At 67.6% G+C, this 17496-nt stretch carries 18 protein-coding genes; 10 read left to right on the top strand and 8 right to left on the bottom strand.

Going from position 1 to position 17496, the window contains the following annotated elements:
• Positions 1-3 precede the first annotated feature (3 nt).
• The 5 genes from NC7_RS15590 to NC7_RS15570 are packed head-to-tail and all read right to left on the bottom strand — an operon-like array spanning position 4 to position 6144.
• Complete coding sequence (locus tag NC7_RS15590) at positions 4-1497, bottom strand: CoA-acylating methylmalonate-semialdehyde dehydrogenase (RefSeq protein WP_067983581.1); 1494 nt, start codon at positions 1495-1497, stop codon at positions 4-6.
• A 17-nt stretch (positions 1498-1514) separates the two neighbouring features.
• Positions 1515-2831, bottom strand: coding sequence for an aspartate aminotransferase family protein (locus tag NC7_RS15585; protein ID WP_067983579.1), 1317 nt, complete (start codon positions 2829-2831; stop codon positions 1515-1517).
• A complete protein-coding gene (locus NC7_RS15580; protein ID WP_067983577.1) occupies positions 2828-3853 on the bottom strand; it encodes a TIGR03842 family LLM class F420-dependent oxidoreductase in 1026 nt (341 codons plus the stop codon). The genes NC7_RS15585 and NC7_RS15580 overlap by 4 nt, the downstream gene beginning before the upstream one ends.
• A gap of 9 nt (positions 3854-3862) precedes the next feature.
• Positions 3863-5284 carry a dihydropyrimidinase gene (gene hydA / locus NC7_RS15575; RefSeq protein ID WP_067983575.1) on the bottom strand — a complete coding sequence of 474 codons (1422 nt, stop codon included), beginning with the start codon at positions 5282-5284 and terminating at the stop codon, positions 3863-3865.
• A gap of 17 nt (positions 5285-5301) precedes the next feature.
• Positions 5302-6144 carry a nitrilase-related carbon-nitrogen hydrolase gene (locus tag NC7_RS15570; RefSeq protein WP_174550232.1) on the bottom strand — a complete coding sequence of 281 codons (843 nt, stop codon included), beginning with the start codon at positions 6142-6144 and terminating at the stop codon, positions 5302-5304.
• Between the two features lie 121 nt (positions 6145-6265).
• On the opposite strand from NC7_RS15570, the gene NC7_RS15565 reads away from it, so the two are divergent.
• From NC7_RS15565 to NC7_RS15550, 4 genes are all read left to right on the top strand, one after another.
• Positions 6266-7627 carry an aminotransferase-like domain-containing protein gene (locus NC7_RS15565; protein ID WP_067983571.1) on the top strand — a complete coding sequence of 454 codons (1362 nt, stop codon included), beginning with the start codon at positions 6266-6268 and terminating at the stop codon, positions 7625-7627.
• A gap of 161 nt (positions 7628-7788) precedes the next feature.
• The gene (locus NC7_RS15560) at positions 7789-8673 is read left to right on the top strand and encodes a haloalkane dehalogenase (RefSeq protein WP_067983569.1); all 885 of its coding nucleotides are present in this window, start codon (positions 7789-7791) and stop codon (positions 8671-8673) included.
• A gap of 72 nt (positions 8674-8745) precedes the next feature.
• Positions 8746-9468, top strand: coding sequence for a helix-turn-helix transcriptional regulator (locus NC7_RS15555; protein WP_067983568.1), 723 nt, complete (start codon positions 8746-8748; stop codon positions 9466-9468).
• A 70-nt stretch (positions 9469-9538) separates the two neighbouring features.
• Complete coding sequence (locus tag NC7_RS15550; RefSeq protein ID WP_067983567.1) at positions 9539-9898, top strand: DUF3703 domain-containing protein; 360 nt, start codon at positions 9539-9541, stop codon at positions 9896-9898.
• A gap of 51 nt (positions 9899-9949) precedes the next feature.
• Here NC7_RS15550 and NC7_RS15545 read toward each other — a convergent pair whose 3' ends face one another.
• The 3 genes from NC7_RS15545 to NC7_RS15535 all read right to left on the bottom strand — a co-directional run bounded on the left by NC7_RS15545 (position 9950) and on the right by NC7_RS15535 (position 12230).
• Complete coding sequence (locus NC7_RS15545; RefSeq protein WP_067983566.1) at positions 9950-11143, bottom strand: site-specific integrase; 1194 nt, start codon at positions 11141-11143, stop codon at positions 9950-9952.
• A 60-nt stretch (positions 11144-11203) separates the two neighbouring features.
• Complete coding sequence (locus tag NC7_RS15540) at positions 11204-11437, bottom strand: hypothetical protein (RefSeq protein ID WP_067983564.1); 234 nt, start codon at positions 11435-11437, stop codon at positions 11204-11206.
• 100 nt (positions 11438-11537) lie between these two features.
• Positions 11538-12230 (bottom strand): winged helix-turn-helix transcriptional regulator, encoded by a 693-nt coding sequence (locus NC7_RS15535; protein WP_236573457.1) that lies wholly within the window; start codon positions 12228-12230, stop codon positions 11538-11540.
• Between the two features lie 88 nt (positions 12231-12318).
• Between NC7_RS15535 and NC7_RS15530 the strand changes: the two genes are divergently transcribed.
• From NC7_RS15530 to NC7_RS15505, 6 genes are all read left to right on the top strand, one after another.
• Positions 12319-13434, top strand: a complete 1116-nt coding sequence (locus tag NC7_RS15530) for an acyl-CoA dehydrogenase family protein (protein WP_067983563.1) — start codon at positions 12319-12321, stop codon at positions 13432-13434.
• A gap of 284 nt (positions 13435-13718) precedes the next feature.
• Positions 13719-14429: a methyltransferase domain-containing protein gene (locus NC7_RS15525; RefSeq protein ID WP_067983561.1), complete on the top strand. Its 711-nt coding sequence runs from the start codon at positions 13719-13721 to the stop codon at positions 14427-14429.
• 165 nt (positions 14430-14594) lie between these two features.
• Positions 14595-15680 carry a metallophosphoesterase gene (locus tag NC7_RS15520; protein ID WP_067983559.1) on the top strand — a complete coding sequence of 362 codons (1086 nt, stop codon included), beginning with the start codon at positions 14595-14597 and terminating at the stop codon, positions 15678-15680.
• Between the two features lie 93 nt (positions 15681-15773).
• Positions 15774-16286, top strand: coding sequence for an LppU/SCO3897 family protein (locus tag NC7_RS15515; protein WP_157102020.1), 513 nt, complete (start codon positions 15774-15776; stop codon positions 16284-16286).
• A 14-nt stretch (positions 16287-16300) separates the two neighbouring features.
• Entirely contained in the window at positions 16301-16912 is a 612-nt protein-coding gene (locus NC7_RS15510) for a class I SAM-dependent methyltransferase (protein WP_067983556.1), read from the top strand.
• 65 nt (positions 16913-16977) lie between these two features.
• The gene (locus NC7_RS15505) at positions 16978-17490 is read left to right on the top strand and encodes an OsmC family protein (protein ID WP_067983553.1); all 513 of its coding nucleotides are present in this window, start codon (positions 16978-16980) and stop codon (positions 17488-17490) included.
• Positions 17491-17496 lie beyond the last annotated feature (6 nt).

Genomic DNA, 17496 nt, shown 5'->3' with positions numbered 1-17496 from the left:
CTGCTAACTGTGCTGGGGGAACCCGAGGTTGATGCCGCCGTGGCTAGGGTCGAGCCAGCGCGACGTGATCGCCTTCTCCTGGGTGAAGAACGAGAAGCCCTGCGGTCCGTAGGCTTTCGCGTCACCGAAGATCGAAGCCTTGTGACCGCCGAAGCTGTGGTAGGCCACCGGCACCGGGATCGGGACGTTGATGCCGATCATGCCGACGGTGACCCGGCGCTGGAATTGCCGTGCGGCCCCACCGTCGTTGGTGAAGATCGCGACCCCGTTGCCGTAGGGGGAGCTGTTGATGAGGTCGATGCCCTCGTCGAAGCCGTCCACCCGGACGACGGAGAGTACCGGGCCGAAGATCTCGTCCTGGTACACGGCGGAGCTGGTCGGGACGTTGTCGATCAGGGTCGGTCCGAGCCAGAAGCCTTCGGCCGCACCGTCGACAGTGGTTTCGCGGCCGTCGACGACGATGGTGGCGCCGTCGGTGGCGGCCACGTCGAGGTAGTCGGCCACCTTGTCGCGGTGTTCGCGGGTGATCAGCGGTCCCATGTCGCAGCCTCGGCGACCGTCGCCGATGCGCAATCTGCCCATGCGTTCAGCGATCTTGGCGACGAGTTCGTCGGCGATGCTGTCGACGGCGAGCAATGCGCTCACCGCCATGCAGCGTTCGCCCGCCGAGCCGAAGCCCGCGTTGACGGCGGCGTCGGCGGCGAGGTCGAGATCGGCGTCGGGCAGCACGAGCATATGGTTCTTGGCCCCACCGAGCGCCTGCACTCGTTTGTCGTTGGCGGCGGCGGTCTGATAGACGTAGCGCGCGATCGGCGTGGAGCCCACGAAGGAGATCGCGGCCACGTCGGGGTGGACGAGCAGGGCGTCGACGGCTTCTTTGTCGCCGTGCACCACATTGAGTACGCCTGCGGGCAGGCCCGCTTCGGCGGCGAGTTCGGCGAGCCAGTTCGCGGCTGAGGGGTCCTTCTCGCTGGGCTTGAGGACGACGGTGTTGCCCGCGGCGATGGCGATCGGGAAGAACCAGAGCGGAACCATGGCGGGGAAGTTGAACGGGCTGATGATCCCGACCACCCCCACCGGCTCACGCACCGAGTACACGTCGACATCGGTGGAGACGTTCTGGCTGAACTCGCCTTTGAGCAGTTGTGGCATGGCGAGGGCGAATTCGACGACTTCGAGTCCCCGGGCGATCTCGCCGCCCGCGTCGCTGAGGACTTTGCCGTGTTCAGCGGTGAGGATCTGGGCGAGGTCGTCTTTACGGGCGTTGAGCAGTTCGCGGAAAGTGAGCAGGAACCGGCTGCGCGTGGCGATCGAGCTGTCGCGCCACTGGGGCAGGGCGGCGACGGCCGCGGCGACGGCGGTGCCGACGTCGGTGGCGGTCGCCATCCGCACCTCACGTTGCGGCGTACCGAGGGCGGGGTCGAAAACCGGTGCGGTGCGGGTGGATTCGCCTGGCCAGGGCTTGCCGTCGATCCAGTGCTCGAGAATCTGTGTCATGGTCGTTTTCCTTGTCTTCAGAGTCCGGCGAGTGCGTCGCGGATCGCGGCCACGCCCGCGGTGGCCTCGGCGTCGGTGATGACGCAGGGTGGCACCACGTGCAGGCGGTTGTCGGCGATGAGTGGGAGCACGCCGCGTTCGAGCAGAGCGGTTCTGAGCGCGCCCATGGTGGCGGCGGGGACGGGGGTTCGGGTGTGTGGGTCGGCGACGAGTTCGAGTGCCCAGAACACGCCTTCGCCGCGCACCTCGCCGATGATGGGGAAGTCGTCGGCGAGGGCTCGTAGCGCGGGGCCGAGCGTTTCGCGGCCGATCCGTTCGGCGTTGGCGACGATGCCCTCGGATTCCATGGCATCGAGGGCGGCCACGATGGATGCGGCGGCCAGGGGGTGGCCGCTGTAGGTGAGTCCGCCGGGGAAGACGGTGTCGTCGAAGGTGTGCGCGACGGTGTCGGAGATGATGACTCCGCCGACCGGTACGTACCCGGAATTCACGCCCTTGGCGAAGGTGATGAGGTCGGGCACCACATCGTGGCGGGAGAACGCGAACCAGGCGCCGGTGCGGCCGAAGCCCGCCATCACCTCGTCGAGAATGAGCAGGATGCCGTAACGGTCGGCGATCTCGCGGACACCGGTGAGGTAGCCCGGCGGGGGCACGAGGATGCCCGCGGTGCCGGGGAGGCTTTCGAGCAGGATGGCCGCGATGGAGGTGGGGCCTTCGCACTGGATCACCCGTTCGAGGTGGTGCAGTGCACGTTCGCATTCCTGTTCGGCTGTGGTCGACCAGAATTCGCTGCGGTACAGGTAGGGGCCGAAGAAGTGGACGTGGCCGCGGGCGAATTCGTTGGGTACGCGCCGCCAGTCGCCGGTGGCGACCACGGCGGCGCCGGTGTTGCCGTGGTAGGAGCGGTAGGTGGAGAGCACCTTGTCGCGGCCGGTGTGCAGGCGGGCCATCCGGATGGCGTTCTCGACGGCGTCGGCGCCGCCGTTGGTGAAGAACACCTTGTCGAGCCCCGCCGGGGCGAGTGCGCAGATGCGTTGCGCCGCTTGTCCTCTGGTGAGGTTCGCGGTGGCGGGAGAGGCGGTGGCGAGTTGGGCGGCCTGCTCGGCGATGGCTCGGGTGACGGCCGGGTGCTGGTGGCCGATGTTGACGTTGACGAGTTGGCTGGACAGATCGAGGTATTCACGGCCCGCGTGGTCCCAGACCCGGCAGCCGCGCCCGCCCGCGATGACGAGCGGTTGCAGTGCGGCCTGGGCGGACCAGGAGTGGAAGACGTGATCGCGGTCGAGCTGGTAGGCGAGCGCGTCGAGGTCGGTCGTGGTGTCGGCGGCGGTCATGACGCGGCCTTCATCGCGGTGATGTGTCGGGTCATGCCGGGGATGACGGTTTCGCCGTAGACGCGCATGGTCTCCTCCTTGTTGTCGTGTTGGAGATAGCCCGCGAACTGGTCGACACCGAGTTCGGCGAGGCGCTGCAGCTTGTTCAGGTGGTCTTCGGCGGTGCCGAGGACACAGAATCGGTCGACGATGTCGTCGGTGACGAAGGATGAGTGGGTGTTGCCCGCGCGACCGTGCTGGTTGTAGTCGTAGCCTTCGCGACCGGCGATGTAGTCGGTCAATGCCGCTGGGACGGATCCGGTTTCGCCGTATCGGGCGACGATGTCGGCGACGTGGTTGCCGACCATGCCGCCGAACCAGCGGCACTGGTCACGCATGTGCGCTCGGTCGGTGCCGATGTACATGGGTGCGGCGACGCAGATCTTGACCGCGTCGGGGTCGCGTCCGGCGGCGGTGGCCGCGTCCTTGACGGTGCGGATCATCCATTCGGCGATGTCGAGGTCGGCGAGTTGGAGGATGAAGCCGTCGGCCACCTCGCCGGTGAGCTGGAGGGCTTTGGGGCCGTAGGCGGCGACCCACACGTCCAGGGTCGAGCCGGTGCTCCACGGGAACTGGAGCACGCGTCCGTCGACCTCGACGGGCCGGGAGTTGGCGAGTTCCTTGATGACGCGGACGGACTCGCGCAGGGTCGCCAGGGTCGTCGGTTTGCCGCCGCCCACCCGGACCGCCGAGTCGCCGCGGCCGATTCCGCAGATGGTGCGGTTGCCGTAGGCCTCGTTGAGGGTGGCGTAGGTGGAGGCGGTGACGGTCCAGTCGCGGGTGGCGGGGTTGGTCACCATAGGGCCGACGGTGATGCGTTTGGTCTCGTTGAGGATCTGGCTGTAGAGCACGTACGGTTCCTGCCACAGGATGTGGGAGTCGAAGGTCCACAGGTGGCTGAAGCCGTGTGCTTCGGCGAGCTTGGCCAGGTGCACCGTGCGCGCCGCAGGCGGGTCGCATTGTAGGACCGCTCCGAATTGCATGGTGGCTCCCTAGGTGAGGTATTGGCAGGGGTCGCGGCGGACGAAACGCCCGTCGCCTTTGCGGCCGAGGTAGGTGTTGTCGTCGACGACGACCTTGCCTCGGGAGAGCACGGTGTCGACGTGGCCGTCGATCTCGTAGCCCTCCCACGCGGAGTGGTCCATGTTCATGTGGTGGGTGGCCTCGACGCCGATGGAGGTGTGGCCGTTCGGGTCGTAGATCACCACGTCGGCGTCGGCACCGGGAGCGAGGACGCCCTTGCGGCCGTAGAGGCCGAACATTCGGGCGGGCGTGGTGGCGGTGATCTCCACCCACCGTTCGAGGCTGATCTTGCCGTCGACCACGCCCTGGTACATGAGGTCCATGCGGTGTTCGACGGAGCCGATGCCGTTGGGGATCTTGGAGAAGTCGCCGATGCCCATGTCCTTTTGCCCCTTCATGCAGAAGGGGCAGTGGTCGGTGGACACCATCTGCAGGTCGTTGGTGCGCAACGCCTGCCATGCTTCGTCCTGGTGGTGGTCGTGCTTGGAACGCAGGGGTGTGGAGCACACCCACTTGGCGCCTTCGAAGCCGGGCGCGCCCAGCTGGTCCTCCAGCGACAGGTACAGGTACTGCGGGCAGGTTTCGCCGAAGACGTTCTGGCCGCGATCGCGGGCGGCGGCGAGCTGGGCGACGGCCTGCTTGGCCGACACGTGCACCACGTACAGCGGCGCACCGGTGAGTTTGGCGAGCATGATTGCCCGGTGGGTGGCCTCTTCCTCGAGTTCCCAGGCGCGGGCGATGCCGTGGTAGTAGGGGTCGGTCTTGCCCTGGGCGAGCAGCTGGCCGACGAGCACGTCGATGGCGGGACCGTTCTCGGCATGCATCATGGTGAGCAGGCCGGTGTCGGCGCCGGTCTGCATGGCGCGCAGGATCTGGGCGTCGTCGCTGTAGAACACGCCGGGGTAGGCCATGAACAGCTTGAAGCTGCTGATACCTTCGCCGGGCAGTTCCCGCATGGCGCGCAGGGATTCGTCGTTGACGTCGCCGATGATCTGGTGGAACGAGTAGTCGATGGCGCATTCGCCCGCGGCCATGTCGTGCCAGGTCTGCAGGCTGTCCTGGACGCGTTCGCCGAATTTCTGGACGGCGAAGTCGATGATGGTGGTGGTGCCGCCCCAGGCGGCGGCGCGGGTGCCGGTTTCGAAGGTGTCGGCGGCGGTGGTGCCGCCGAAGGGCATCGACATGTGGGTGTGGGCGTCGATGCCGCCGGGGATGACGTACTTGCCGGTCGCGTCGATGACGGTGTCGACCGTTTCGGTGAGGTTCGCGCCGAGCACGGTAGCGCCGGGTTCGATGAGGGCGACGATGCGTTCACCGTCGATGAGCAGGTCGGCCGCGCCGCGCCCGGTGGCCGAGACGACGGTGCCGCCGGTGATCAATGTTGTTGCCACGGTGATCCTTTCCGGTTCTACGGCGCGACGATCGAGGAGTAGGAGTCAGGGCGTCGGTCGCGGTAGAACTGCCAGTCGCCGCGCACCTCGCGTACCAGATCCAGGTCGATTTCGCGGATCACGAGTTCCTCGGTGCCGGTGGAGGCGACCTCACCGACGTAATTGCCGCGTGGATCGACGAAATAGGAGCTGCCGTAGAAGGTCACCGCGTCGTCGCCGAATTCGTCGCTCTCGGTGCCGATCCGGTTGTTGGCGGCGATGAAGTACTGGTTGGCGGCCGCCGCGGCGGGCTGCTCGAGTTCCCAGAGTCGATTCGACAGACCGGGTTTGGTGGCCGAGGGGTTGAAGACGAGTTCGGCACCGGCCAGGCCGTAGGCGCGCCAGCCCTCGGGGAAGTGGCGGTCGTAGCAGATGTAGACGCCGATTCTGCCGACGGCGGTGTCGAACACGGGATAGCCCAGATTGCCGGGGCGGAAGTAGAACTTCTCCCAGAAACTCGGCAGGTGGGGGATGTGGTGCTTGCGGTATTTGCCGAGGTAGCTGCCGTCGGCGTCGATCACGGCCGCGGTGTTGTAGAGCACGCCGGGCTGGTCTTCCTCGTATACCGGGAGCACGATCACGATGCTGTGCTCCCGGGCGAGTGCGGCGAACCGTTCGGTCGTCGGGCCCGGCACCGATTCGGCGTATTCGTAGTACTTCTTGTCCTGCACGTTGCCGAAATACGGCCCGTAGAACAGTTCTTGGAAGCAGATCACCTGCACACCGTCGGCGGCTGCCTGCTCGACGAACTTCTCATGTTTGGCGAGCATTGATTCTTTGTCGCCGGTCCAGGTGGCCTGTGTGATGGCTGCTTTGATGATCGTCACCGGTCGATCTCCTACCTCGGAGTTGGGTTATGTTATCGTCAGTACTAAACATTTCTTGAATGTTTCACCCAATGCCGGGAAGTGTAAATCTCGAGGGGCGGACGGCGAGGGAAAAGTGGACAAGAAGATTCGGATCGATGATCCGACGCCCGCTGGTATCGCCGGGGCGATCGCCCGGCTCATCACCAGCGGTGAATTGCGCCCGGGCGATCGGCTCCCCACGGTGCGCGAACTGTCCGCGCAGCTGGGAGTGAGTCCGGCGACGGTCAGCCACGGGTGGCGGGCGCTGGCCCAGGCGGGGCTCGTTGTGTCCAGGGGGCGCAGCGGAACTTTTGTCAGCGGGGTGCCGCGGGCGGCTCCGACGCGCGCGGGCGGGATGGCTGGTGGGGCCGAGGCGGCGCGGCTGGATCTGTCGCTCGGTACACCCGATCCGGCGCTACTTCCCGAGATCGGTTCGCTGCTGGCGCAGGTGGCCTCGCGTGCGGAGAGCACCGATTATCACCAGCCGCCGGTGGTTCCCGAGCTCGGCCGTCTGCTGCAGGCCGATTGGCCGACCGGCTCGGGTGGGCTGACCGTCGTCGACGGGGCGATGGACGCGGTGGCACGCAGCCTGGCCGCCGTGGTGCGCTTCGGCGATCGGGTGATCGTGGAGAACCCGACCTTTCCGCATTTCCTCGACTATCTGGAGACCATCGGCGTGCACGCCGTGCCGGTCGCGATGGACGAGAACGGTGTGCTGCCGGACGAATTGGCCCGCGCCCTCGCGCTCTCGCCTGCCGCGGCTGTTCTGCAACCCCGCGCCCAGAATCCGACCGGGGCGTCGATGACCGCCGAGCGCGCCGAGACGCTCGCCCGTATCCTCGGCCGCAGCGAGCATCGGTGCATGGTCGTGGAGGACGATCACTCGGGGGCTATCGTCGCCGCGCCGGACATCAGTCTCGGCCGCTGGTTGCCCGACCAGGTGCTGCATGTGCGCAGCTTCTCCAAATCCCACGGCCCCGATCTGCGCATCGCCGCCCTCTCGGGTCCCGAGGACGTGATCGACCGCATCGTCGCCACCAGGATGCTCGGTCCCGGCTGGACACCGCGCATCCTGCAACGTCTGCTGTACGAACTCCTGCGTGACGACACTGCGAACAGCACTGTCTCGCAAGCGCGTATGGAATACGCCGACCGGCGACGCGCACTCACCTGTGCTTTGAGCCGACACGGCGTGGCGGTCGCCGACGGGGATGGACTCAACGCCTGGGTGCCGGTGACGGATGAACGCTCGGCGCTGGTTCATCTGGCGGCCAACGGCATTCGGGTGGCTCCGGGCGGTCCTTTCCTGGTGGGTGAGGAGGCGGGTCAGCCGCAGGCGGTGCGTGTGACCGTCGCGCCGTTGCGGGACGACATCGACGACGTGGCACGCATCCTGGCCACCGCCGCCCAGCCGCCGCGGCAGTCGGAGTACTTCTCGTTGCATACAGGGCTTTGACGGACCCGCCCGCCCTTCTGGGTGAGTTGTCCAACTAACTCTGGACAAGCGCCGGGGTGCTCGCTAATCTCTTGAATTAGTTAGGCAACTAACTGATAACCGGTTCTGCCCGACTCTGTCGATCGGGATCGCCCGCTGACTCCACCGCTGAAGGGACCACCATGCCTGTCACCCGTGTACTCGACTCGACCATCCACCACCGTGAAACCGGCACCGGCGCACCGATCGTGTTCCTGCACGGCAACCCCACCTCCTCATACCTGTGGCGCAACGTTCTGCCCGGTGTCGGCGCCGGTCGGCTGCTCGCTCCTGACCTGATCGGCATGGGCGAGTCGGGAAAGCCCGCGATCGACTACAGCTTCGACGACCATGCGCGCTACCTGGATGCCTGGATCGAGGCGATGGGGTTGGACAGTGTGGTGCTGGTCGGCCACGACTGGGGTGGCGCACTCGCCTTCGACTGGGCGGCACGGCACCCGGATCGGGTGCGCGGGGTCGCGTTCACCGAGACCATCATCAAGCCCATGAGCTGGGAGGAGTTCCCCGAGGCCGGTCGGGATCTGTGGCGTGCGATCCGGACCGACGGCGTGGGTGAGTCCATCTTCCTCGAGGATTCGTTCGTCCACGACGGGCTCGCCACTATCTCGGATCGGCTCGAGCCCGCCGACCTGGCGGTGTATCAGCGCCCGTTCCCGACACGGGAGAGCAGGCTTCCGGTGCTGCGCTTCGCCCGCTCGATGCCGCTGGACGGAACGCCGACCGACGTCGTCGCCCGCGCCGAAGCGTACGACGAATGGCTCGCGTCGAGCCCGGACGTGCCGAAGCTGATGGTGCACTTCACGCCCGCCTACGGTGCGATGACCGAGCCCGCCGTCATCGACTGGTGCGCGAAAACCGTTTCCGCCCTGCGTATTCAGCAGTACGACGAGGTCGCCGGTCACCACACTCCCGAGGATCAGCCGGATCTGCTGGCGTCCGCCATCGCCGACTGGCTCGACCGCAACGATCTACGCCAGCAGGCACACCACGCGGAGGCGCTGGCCTGATACTTCGACCATGCAGTCTTCGCACCGTGCAGTCGGTGGCCCAGCGCGTCGGGCCGTTCCTGGGCAGAACACATGACCGGATGGACCGGGACGATGCTGCTGCGGCCCGGGTTGATGGTGCTGACCGGCGAGTTCGGAATCACGGCGCTACATGCGCACCACACGGTGCAGATCATGCAGAGCGAGTCCGCGTTCCGTATCGGTGACGCACATGGATCTACCGCGAGCTGCCGCACCGCGGTGATTCCGCCGAACACCGGCCACCGAGTGGTCGAGGGCACCGCCTCGGCGACATTGATCCACTTGGCGCCCGAAGCGGCGGTGGCGAGCGTGCTGTGTCCCGATCGTGCGGATGTGGTCGATGTGTGGGTGCGTCACGGGGCGATGTTCAGCTGTGGCCCGATCGGGATGGCTGCCCTTGTCACCGGCGCGACCGAGCCCGACCGTAGCGCCTGGCACCCGGCGGTGCGCCGTTCCTTGGCCGATTTGCCCGCGCTCCTCGCCGAGGGCCCGGTGCGGCTCGGTGAACTGGCACAGCGGGCGGGGCTGTCGGAGAGCCGACTGGCGCACCTGTTCTCGGCCGAAGTGGGACTCCCGTTCCGGGCGTACGTGCGTTGGGTGCGGATGCAGCACGCGGTCCGGCTGTTCGCCGCGGGCCGGACCCTCACCGAGGCCGCTCATGGTGCCGGATTCGCCGACAGCGCCCACCTGAACCGCGTCTGCCACAGCATGTTCGGCGCTGCCCCGTCGCACTTCGGGCGGCTGCGGTTGGTGGACGAACTCGACGGACCGTAGCAGGTTTGTTCAAGCAGGCGTCGACGTGGACAGCAACGCTGTTGGGAGGCAATTCAACTCAGGAGGTCCCATGTCCCGCATGCCTGTCGGCGTCCGATCCGCGTTCGAAGCCGAACTGAACCGCGCCCGCCTGGCCACTGATATCGAAGAGAGGTGGCACGCGCTCGAACGGGCCCACATCCTGTCGCAGGAGTGGGCGTGGCCGCACACGCGCGCCCACTGGGAGATGCTCCGGCTCGCGATCCGATCCCGCGACCGCCGCGAAGTCGTCGGCCAGGTACTGCGGCTCGCCTTCGGCGGCATCGCGTCCGCGACCGGGCGGGCACCACTGGGCAACAACGGCCGGTCGGATGTCGGCCCGTTCACGCCGATGCCGATCCCGGAAGACCTCATGGCCATACTCTCCTCGGGCGCGACCACGGCACGATGACGAAGGCCCGGCCGGGCAAGTGAGCAGCTGCGCGGCCGGGGCGTCGGCGGGTCAGAGACCGAGTTTGGTGACGGCGTTGTCTTCGAGGGGGTTGGCGGTGCGGATGTAACCGTGGACGGTGCGGGGGTTGGACCAGCGGCCCTGGCGCATGATTTCGCGGTCGCTGGCGCCGCCGAGGGCGGCTTGGGTGGCGAAACCGGCGCGCAGGGAGTGGCCGGAGAAGAGGTCGGGGTCGAGGCCTGCGCGGGCGGCGTAGCGTTTGACCAGTTCGGCGACGGCGCGGCCGGACAGGGCGGTGGGGGCGATGGTGCCGTGCCGGTTGACAGCGGGGAACAAAGGGAGGTCGGGGTCGCTGCTCAGGGTGGTTCCGGTGCAGCCGTGGCAGCGGTGGATGGTGGTGTCTGTGAGCGGGTTCGCGATGACCCACGCGCGCAGAGCGGCTGTGCTGGAATGGTTTTCGAGAAGCTGGACCCAGTCGGCGAAGGCGCAGACGGGGCAGGTGTGCGGGTGTTTGCCGCGTGGCAGGGCGACGCGCTGTTCGCCCGCGCCGGTCGGGTCGGTTTTGGTGGTCGGCAGGTGCACGATCAGCAGTGGTTCACCGGTGTGGTGGTCGGTGCGCACCTGGACATCGCCGATGCGCAGGGCGGCCAGTTCGCTGCGTCGCAGGGCACCGGCGAAACCGACCAGCAGGGCGAGGGCGTCGCGGCGGCGGGCCGGTTCGGTGGGCCAACCGGGGGCGGGGAGTTCGGCGAGGAGCTGTTCGAGGGTGTGCAGCAGGACCGGGCGTTTGCGGGTCGGTGGGGTGCGGCGCGTGCGCCGGATGCCACGCAGGGTGAGGCGCACGACGTCGGATCTGGTCGGGGACGGCAGACCGTTGGCCGCGTGCACGGCGGCGACAGCGGCGGATTTGCGGTCGAGGGTGGCGGGGCTGAAGGCCCATGTGCCGTTGTCGCGGCGGGCGTCGGCGGCCGCGGCCAGATACACCGCCACGTCCAGGGGGTCGGCGGGCAGCGCCTGGCGGTGTTCGCTCGCGCACCAGCCCGCCCACGCGATCCAGTCGGTGCGGTACGCGCGCAGGGTGTTGGTCGACTGGGACGCCTCGAGATAGCGGCGTAGCGCATCTGCTTGGTCGTCGTCGAAGCGTTCACCGACGAGCCGTAGTGCGGCGGTGTCGATCAGGACGCTGCGTACCCCGCGGCGTAGTTCGGTGCGGACCCGTTCGGGTAGCACGACCGCTTCGCTCATCGCAGCCCTCCTCGCCCGCGTCGTCGCCGCTGTTCTACGGCGCGCCCAGCTTAATCCGGGTCAGGGCAGTTCCTCGAGTTCGGCGAGCTTGGTGTGGATGAACGCGGCGAGGCGGTGCTTGGCCGCGCCGGTGAGGAAGCTGGTGTCGCCGAGGCGAGGGAACCCGTCGTCCGATGATGCCGAGGGTTCTGGGGTGTCGGTATCGTCGACCAGTTCGAGACGTGCCGGATGCTGCTGGGGGAGAGGAACATACGGTTCGTCCGGTTCTGTCTGCTCTGCTCCGGTACGTACCATGACTCGAACAATAACGGTGTGGTCACGGCCGTTGCCAACACGATGGGCCACGGAGTGATAACAGACACGTTTTGTTCGGTTTTGCGTAATAAGTCCGGTTTCAGGAGGCTCGGGCCTGCTGGACGGTCGCGCGCACGTACCCGGCGACCGGGCTCAACCGCAGCACATCGGGCATCCGGCGGGTCACCGCGTGGGGGCCGATGAACCGCACCCGTCCGGTGTGCTGGGCGTGTGCCAACGGCAACCGACCCAGCCACACCTCGTACAAGCCCGTCACGTCGGCGCTGATCGTGACATCGACCGGATACCCCGGATCCGTCTCGCACACCGACGCCCCTCCTGCCTCGACCACGATCCAGAACCGCCGCGGATCGTCGGTGAACCGGACCGCGAGCACCTGACGGCGACCCGGTAGTTGCGTGGTGTCGAGGCGGTTGTGCATCCACCACACCAGTAGGGCCGCGTCGCGTTCGTCCGGGCGCGGTTCGCCGAAGGTCCAGCGCGCACCCCACTCACCGAGGCCGAACAGGATCGGTTCCAAGTCGCGGCCCGCTTCGGTGAGCACGTACTCGGTGCCGAGTTTGTCGACCAGGCCCGCGCGTTCGAACTGGCGCAACCGTTTGGCCAGCAGGCTGCGCGACAGGCCGGGCAGGCCGCGGGCCAGATCGTTGAACCGGGAGGTACCGAGGAACAGGTCGCGGGCGATGAGCAGCGACCAGCGTTCACCGAGCACGTCGAGGGCACGCGAAATGGGGCAGTACTGGGCGTAGCTGGGGGCTGTGCTCGTCATCATCACCTCACCGACGGGGTCCAGATACTGGACCGGGGGAGTCCACTTTCTGGACTATCCGGTTATCGCGTCCGTCCCTACCTTTCGAAACATGACTTCCACGATTACTTCCGACACCGACCGAGTGGCCCTGGCCCGGACGATCGGTGAAACCCTGCGCACCGAGGTCGCCGAGCGCGACCGCACCGGCGAGATCTCGGTCGCCGCCTTCGACCTGCTGCGGTCCTCCGGGCTGTCGGCCGCGCTCGTTCCCGTCGAATTCGGCGGCGGCGGAGCCGGGCATGCCGAGATGGGTGCCGTGCTGCGCGAGCTCGGCGCCCACGATCCGTCGACAGCGGTGGCGTTCGCGATGCACTCGCATCTGGTCGCCGCGCAGGTGTGGCGGCACAAGCACGGCATCGACGCCTCCGGGGTGTTCGCCAAAGTTGTCGGCGGGGCGATCCTCGTCAGCACCGGAGCCTCGGACTGGGTGGATTCCAACGGGATGGCTGTGCCGGTGGACGGCGGGTACCGGGTGAGCGCGCGCAAAGCGCCCGCGAGCGGATGCGAGGTGGGGGATGTGCTCGTCACCAGCGTCCGACTCGCGGGCGAGCAGGTGCTGCACTGCGCGATCCCGATATCGGCGGACGGGGTACGGATCGAGAAGACCTGGGACACACTGGGTTTGCGGGCCAGCGGGTCACACACCGTGGTGCTCGAGGACGTCTTCGTGCCCGACGCCGCGGTGTCGTTGATCCGCCCCGCCGGTGCCTGGCCCGCAGTGCTGAACGTCGTGATGGGCGCCGCGCTGCCGCTCATCCTGGCCGCCTACCTCGGCATCGCCGACGCGGCCGTCGACCTCACCGCCCACCTGCTGCGCGGCCGAGCCGACGACCACACCCTGCAGACCGCCGGCGAGATGCTCAACGCCCACACCACCGCCGACGACCTCGTCACCGCCATGTTCACCGACTCCGCCGACCTCACCTTCCCCAACACCGACGCCTACGCCGCCCGAGCGCTCAGCCGCAAGACCGTCGCCGCCGAAGCCCTCATCACCACCGTTAGCCTGGCCATCGAAACCACCGGCGGCGCCGGTTACTCCCGCACCTGCGATCTCGAACGCCTCTACCGAGACATCCTCGGTGCCCAATTCCACCCCCTGCCCCGCCCCAAACAGACCCGCTTCACGGGCCGAGTCCTGCTGGGACACGACCCGATCGGATGAAATCGCTCGACGCGCCACGCGAGTCGAGCGCTGAGCACCGGCCCATGTCGAGCTGTCGATTCGGGTGGGCCGGTGTCGGGAATGATCACAGGACCGGGACGTGTCGAATTCCGTTGCGCGCGGCCGGGTCTTGATGGTGTGCTCGGGTCGTGATGTTGTTCGCGCGGCAGTGGTGGCCGGTTCAGTAGCGGTCGGCGGTGTCGTCGGCCGCCTCGTGGGCGGTCGGGTGCTGTTGTGACGACATCTGGTCCGTTCAGGGTGGCCCTGAATGGAAGGGTCGATGGATGATCGGCAGTGCCCATGGTTCGGGTACCGGTGGGTTCGGGGACATTCTGGTCAGTTCCAGGTCGCTGGACGAGTATCGGGCGATGTTCGCGCTCACCGAGGAGGATGTGCGACGGCGGATTCTCGATTGTCCCGGGGGTGCGGCGAGTTTCGCCGCCGAGGTCTGCGCGAGGGGCGGGGATGTCACCGCCTGTGATGTCGCCTATTTCGCGGACGGGCTCGCCGCGGTGGCCACGACCGCGGTCGAGGAGGCTGAGCGAGGCAATCGCTACGTCCGTGAACACGCGGGCGACTATCGCTGGGACTACTTCGCCGATCCCGAGGAACATCGGCGTGCTCGATGCGCGGCGGCCGAGTTGTTCGCCGCCGACGCCCGGACGGCGCCGCACCGGTATGTCGCCGCCGCCTTGCCGGAACTGCCGTTCCCGGACGGCGGGTTCGACCTCGTGCTGAGCTCGCATCTGTTGTTCAGCTACGCCGACGATCTGAGCTATGAATTCCATCGCGCCGCGATCATCGAACTGATGCGGGTGACGAGCGGGCAGGTGCGATTGTTTCCGCTCGTACCGATCGGGTCCGAGGAGCGGTACGAGCGCCTGGACGATCTGATCGGTGACACGACGACCCTCGGATGGGTGAGCCGCCTCGACGAGGTGGACTACGAGTTCCAAGCCGGAGCCCGCGAGTTGCTGATCTTCGAGCGGGTGTGAGGCCGCCGCGAATCCGACGGGTCAACTGGGCGTTTGTCCAAATTGATCTGTTGTTCATCGGCGAGTGGCTGCGCCACCGGTGCGTGTCGCCCTAGGTTGGTGTCGGTTCGGCGGACCGGCTGTGCTTCGATCTAGGCGGTTTCGCCCCGAGTCGGAAAGGTGAGCATGGACGAGCAGCTCAACGTGCGGTCGAACGGTCTCGGAAGGCGCGAGGTTCTCGCGGGAGCGGCCGGTGTCGTCGCCGGTCTCACGCTGGTCGGGCTCACCCCGGCCGGTGCGGTGCCCGCCGAGGTCGCGAAGTTCGCGCCCACGCCGGGGCGCGGTGTGCGGGTGCTGGTCACCGGTGACGCCGGGACCGGAACGCGCACCCAGTGGGCGGTGGCCGACGCGGCGCGCGAATTCCATGCGCGCGAACCGTTTTCGCTGGCCGTTGGGCTCGGGGACAACATCTACGACTCCGGCCCGAACGGACCCGACGACGTCCAGTTCGCGACGAAGTTCGAAGACCCCAACACGGGCCTGGACTTCCCGTGGGCGATGGTGCTCGGCAATCACGACACCAGCTCGGTATTCCCCGGCGACGGCGGCTGGCTGCCACGCGGGAACCACGAGGTGGCCTACCACGCCGCCTCGCCACGCTGGTGGATGCCGAGCCGCTACTACTCGCTGCGCGTACCCGAGCAGAACCCGGTCGTGGAGTTCTTCGTTCTCGACGTAAACCCGCTGGCCGCCTACATCCCGCCGCTGTTCGACCCGTACTGGGCCGTCGATGGCCCCTATATGCACGAACAGCGCGCCTGGCTCGATCGTGCGCTGGCCGAATCGACCGCGCGGTGGAAGATCGCCTGCACCCACCATCCCTACCTGAGCAACGGCTCCCACGGCGACGCGGGCAACTACGAGAACCTGCCGATCGAACCGCTCAACGGCATCCACGCCAAACGCTTCTTCGAAGACCACGTCCTGGGCAAGGTGTCGCTGCTGCTGTCCGGCCACGACCACACCATGCAGATCCTGGAACCCACCCCCGCCACCAAGGGCACCCGCCAGATCATCTCCGGCGCCTCGGCGAAGACCTCCACCGGCCAACCCGGCGAACCGACCGGGCGCCACAACGCGCTCTACCAAACCCACCACGAGCTGGGCTTCATGGTTCTCGACCTGGACTCCGAGTCCATGCGCGCCCGCGTCGTCACCGTCGACCCGGCCACCGCGACCGGCACCCAGGTCTTCGACCGTCGATTGGCCTGAACCGAAATGCGCACCGGCGCAACGGCATCGCCCGCGATACCGTGACACCCGGCCGGTCCGTTCGGGCCGGAGCGTGTGCAGGGGAGGGATGGTATGACATATCCAGGACAACAGCCGCCGCTATCGGGAACGTCCGCAGGAATCGGTGAGCCGCCGCCACGCTACCTCACGAAATCCCCGCCGCCGCCCGCCCGCCGCTCAGGCAAGCTCCCGCTGGCTTTCGGCTTTCTCGCGGGGACGGTCCTCGGCCTCGCGGGTGGAATCGTGGGAACGCTCGTGGTCGTCGACCGTGACGTTCCCGCACCGTCGCAGCCGGAAGTCGTACGGCCTCTCCTCGACCCCGACCCCTTCTCCGCACAGGCCGGTGACTGTCTGCACGCGGTGGGCGACAGCAACGGGGAGTTCAGCCGCAGCGCCGAGCGGGTCGCGTGTTCGGACCCCGAGGCGAACTATGTGGTGATCGAGCAGCTCTTCTCCACTACCGGGCTGGCCGGAAAGGACTGCTCGAACGTGCCCGGCTGGGTGGACGGCAACTCGGTCGTGTACGACTTCGATTCCAACCTGCAAGGTCTGCGGCAGATCTGCGTCATGCCGAAGTCCGGCTAGAGGATGATCGGGGAATGGGCTTCTATACCGATCGGGTTCTGCCGCATCTGACCGACAAGGTGTGCGGGGCGCGGGCCAACGACCCGCTGCGGCGAAGGGTGTGTGCCGGACTCCGGGGAGACGTGGTGGAGATCGGGTTCGGATCCGGGAACAATGTGGGGTTCTATCCCGAGGCGGTGCACCGGGTGAGCGGAGTCGAGCCTGCCGACATCGGATGGAAGATCGCGGCGAATAAGGTCGCGGTCAGCCGGGTGCCGATCGAACGGGCCGGGTTGGACGGGCAGGCGCTGCCGTTCAGCGACGACAGTTTCGACACCGCGTTGTCGACGTTCACGTTGTGCACGATCCCGGATGTCGCGGCCGCGCTCACCGAGATCCGGCGGGTGCTCAAGCCCGGTGGCAGCCTGCATTTCGTGGAGCACGGGCTGGCCCCGGACGAATCGGTCCGGGTCTGGCAGCATCGCCTGGACCCGATCCAGCAGCGCATCGCCGGTGGATGTCATCTCGCCCGCGACATCCCCGCGCTCATCGCCGATGCCGGATTCGACACGGTAGAACTCGACCGGTTCTATCAGCCCGGCGCGCCGAAGGCCTTCGCCGCATTGTCGCTGGGGGTCGCCCGCTGAGGAGGGTTGAAATCACGCCGAGAACATCGGTGGGCGGGCGGCGAGCGCGTCGATAGCGTGCGGACATGACCAGTCAGCTCACGACCTTGAACGACATCTCCCATGCGACGGCGAAGGCGGTGGCAGCCGACCCGGCGGGCGCGCACATCGTGTTCCGGGCGGCGGCGACACCCGAGGGGGCGGTCGGGAGCGTTGTCACCACGCGCACCCACACCCTGCGGGTCGACGAACCAGCCGCACTCGGCGGCGCCGACACGGCCGCCAACCCGGTAGAGGTGTACCTGGCGGCACTGATCTCCTGCCAGGTCGTCACCTACCGATTCTGGGCGCAACGGCTCGGGATCACCGTCGATGACCTCGCCGTCACCGCCGAAGGCGATCTGGACGTGCGCGGATTCTTCGGTATCGATGAAACAGTGCGCGCAGGCTTTCAGGCGGTCCGTGTCACCGTGCGGGTCAGCGGCCCCGAGACCGCCGAGCGTTATGCCGAACTGCGAGAAGCGGTCGATGCCCACTGCCCGGTGCTCGACTCGACCACCGGAGCCACCCCGGTGACCACCACCCTCGAGGTCGGCTGATCCACG

It is taken from the genome of Nocardia caishijiensis NBRC 108228 (assembly GCF_001612825.1).
GTDB classification, from domain to species: Bacteria; Actinomycetota; Actinomycetes; order Mycobacteriales; family Mycobacteriaceae; genus Nocardia; species Nocardia caishijiensis.
Note: the sequence above shows the minus strand (reverse complement) of the source record. Positions and strands in the feature narration are given on the sequence as shown.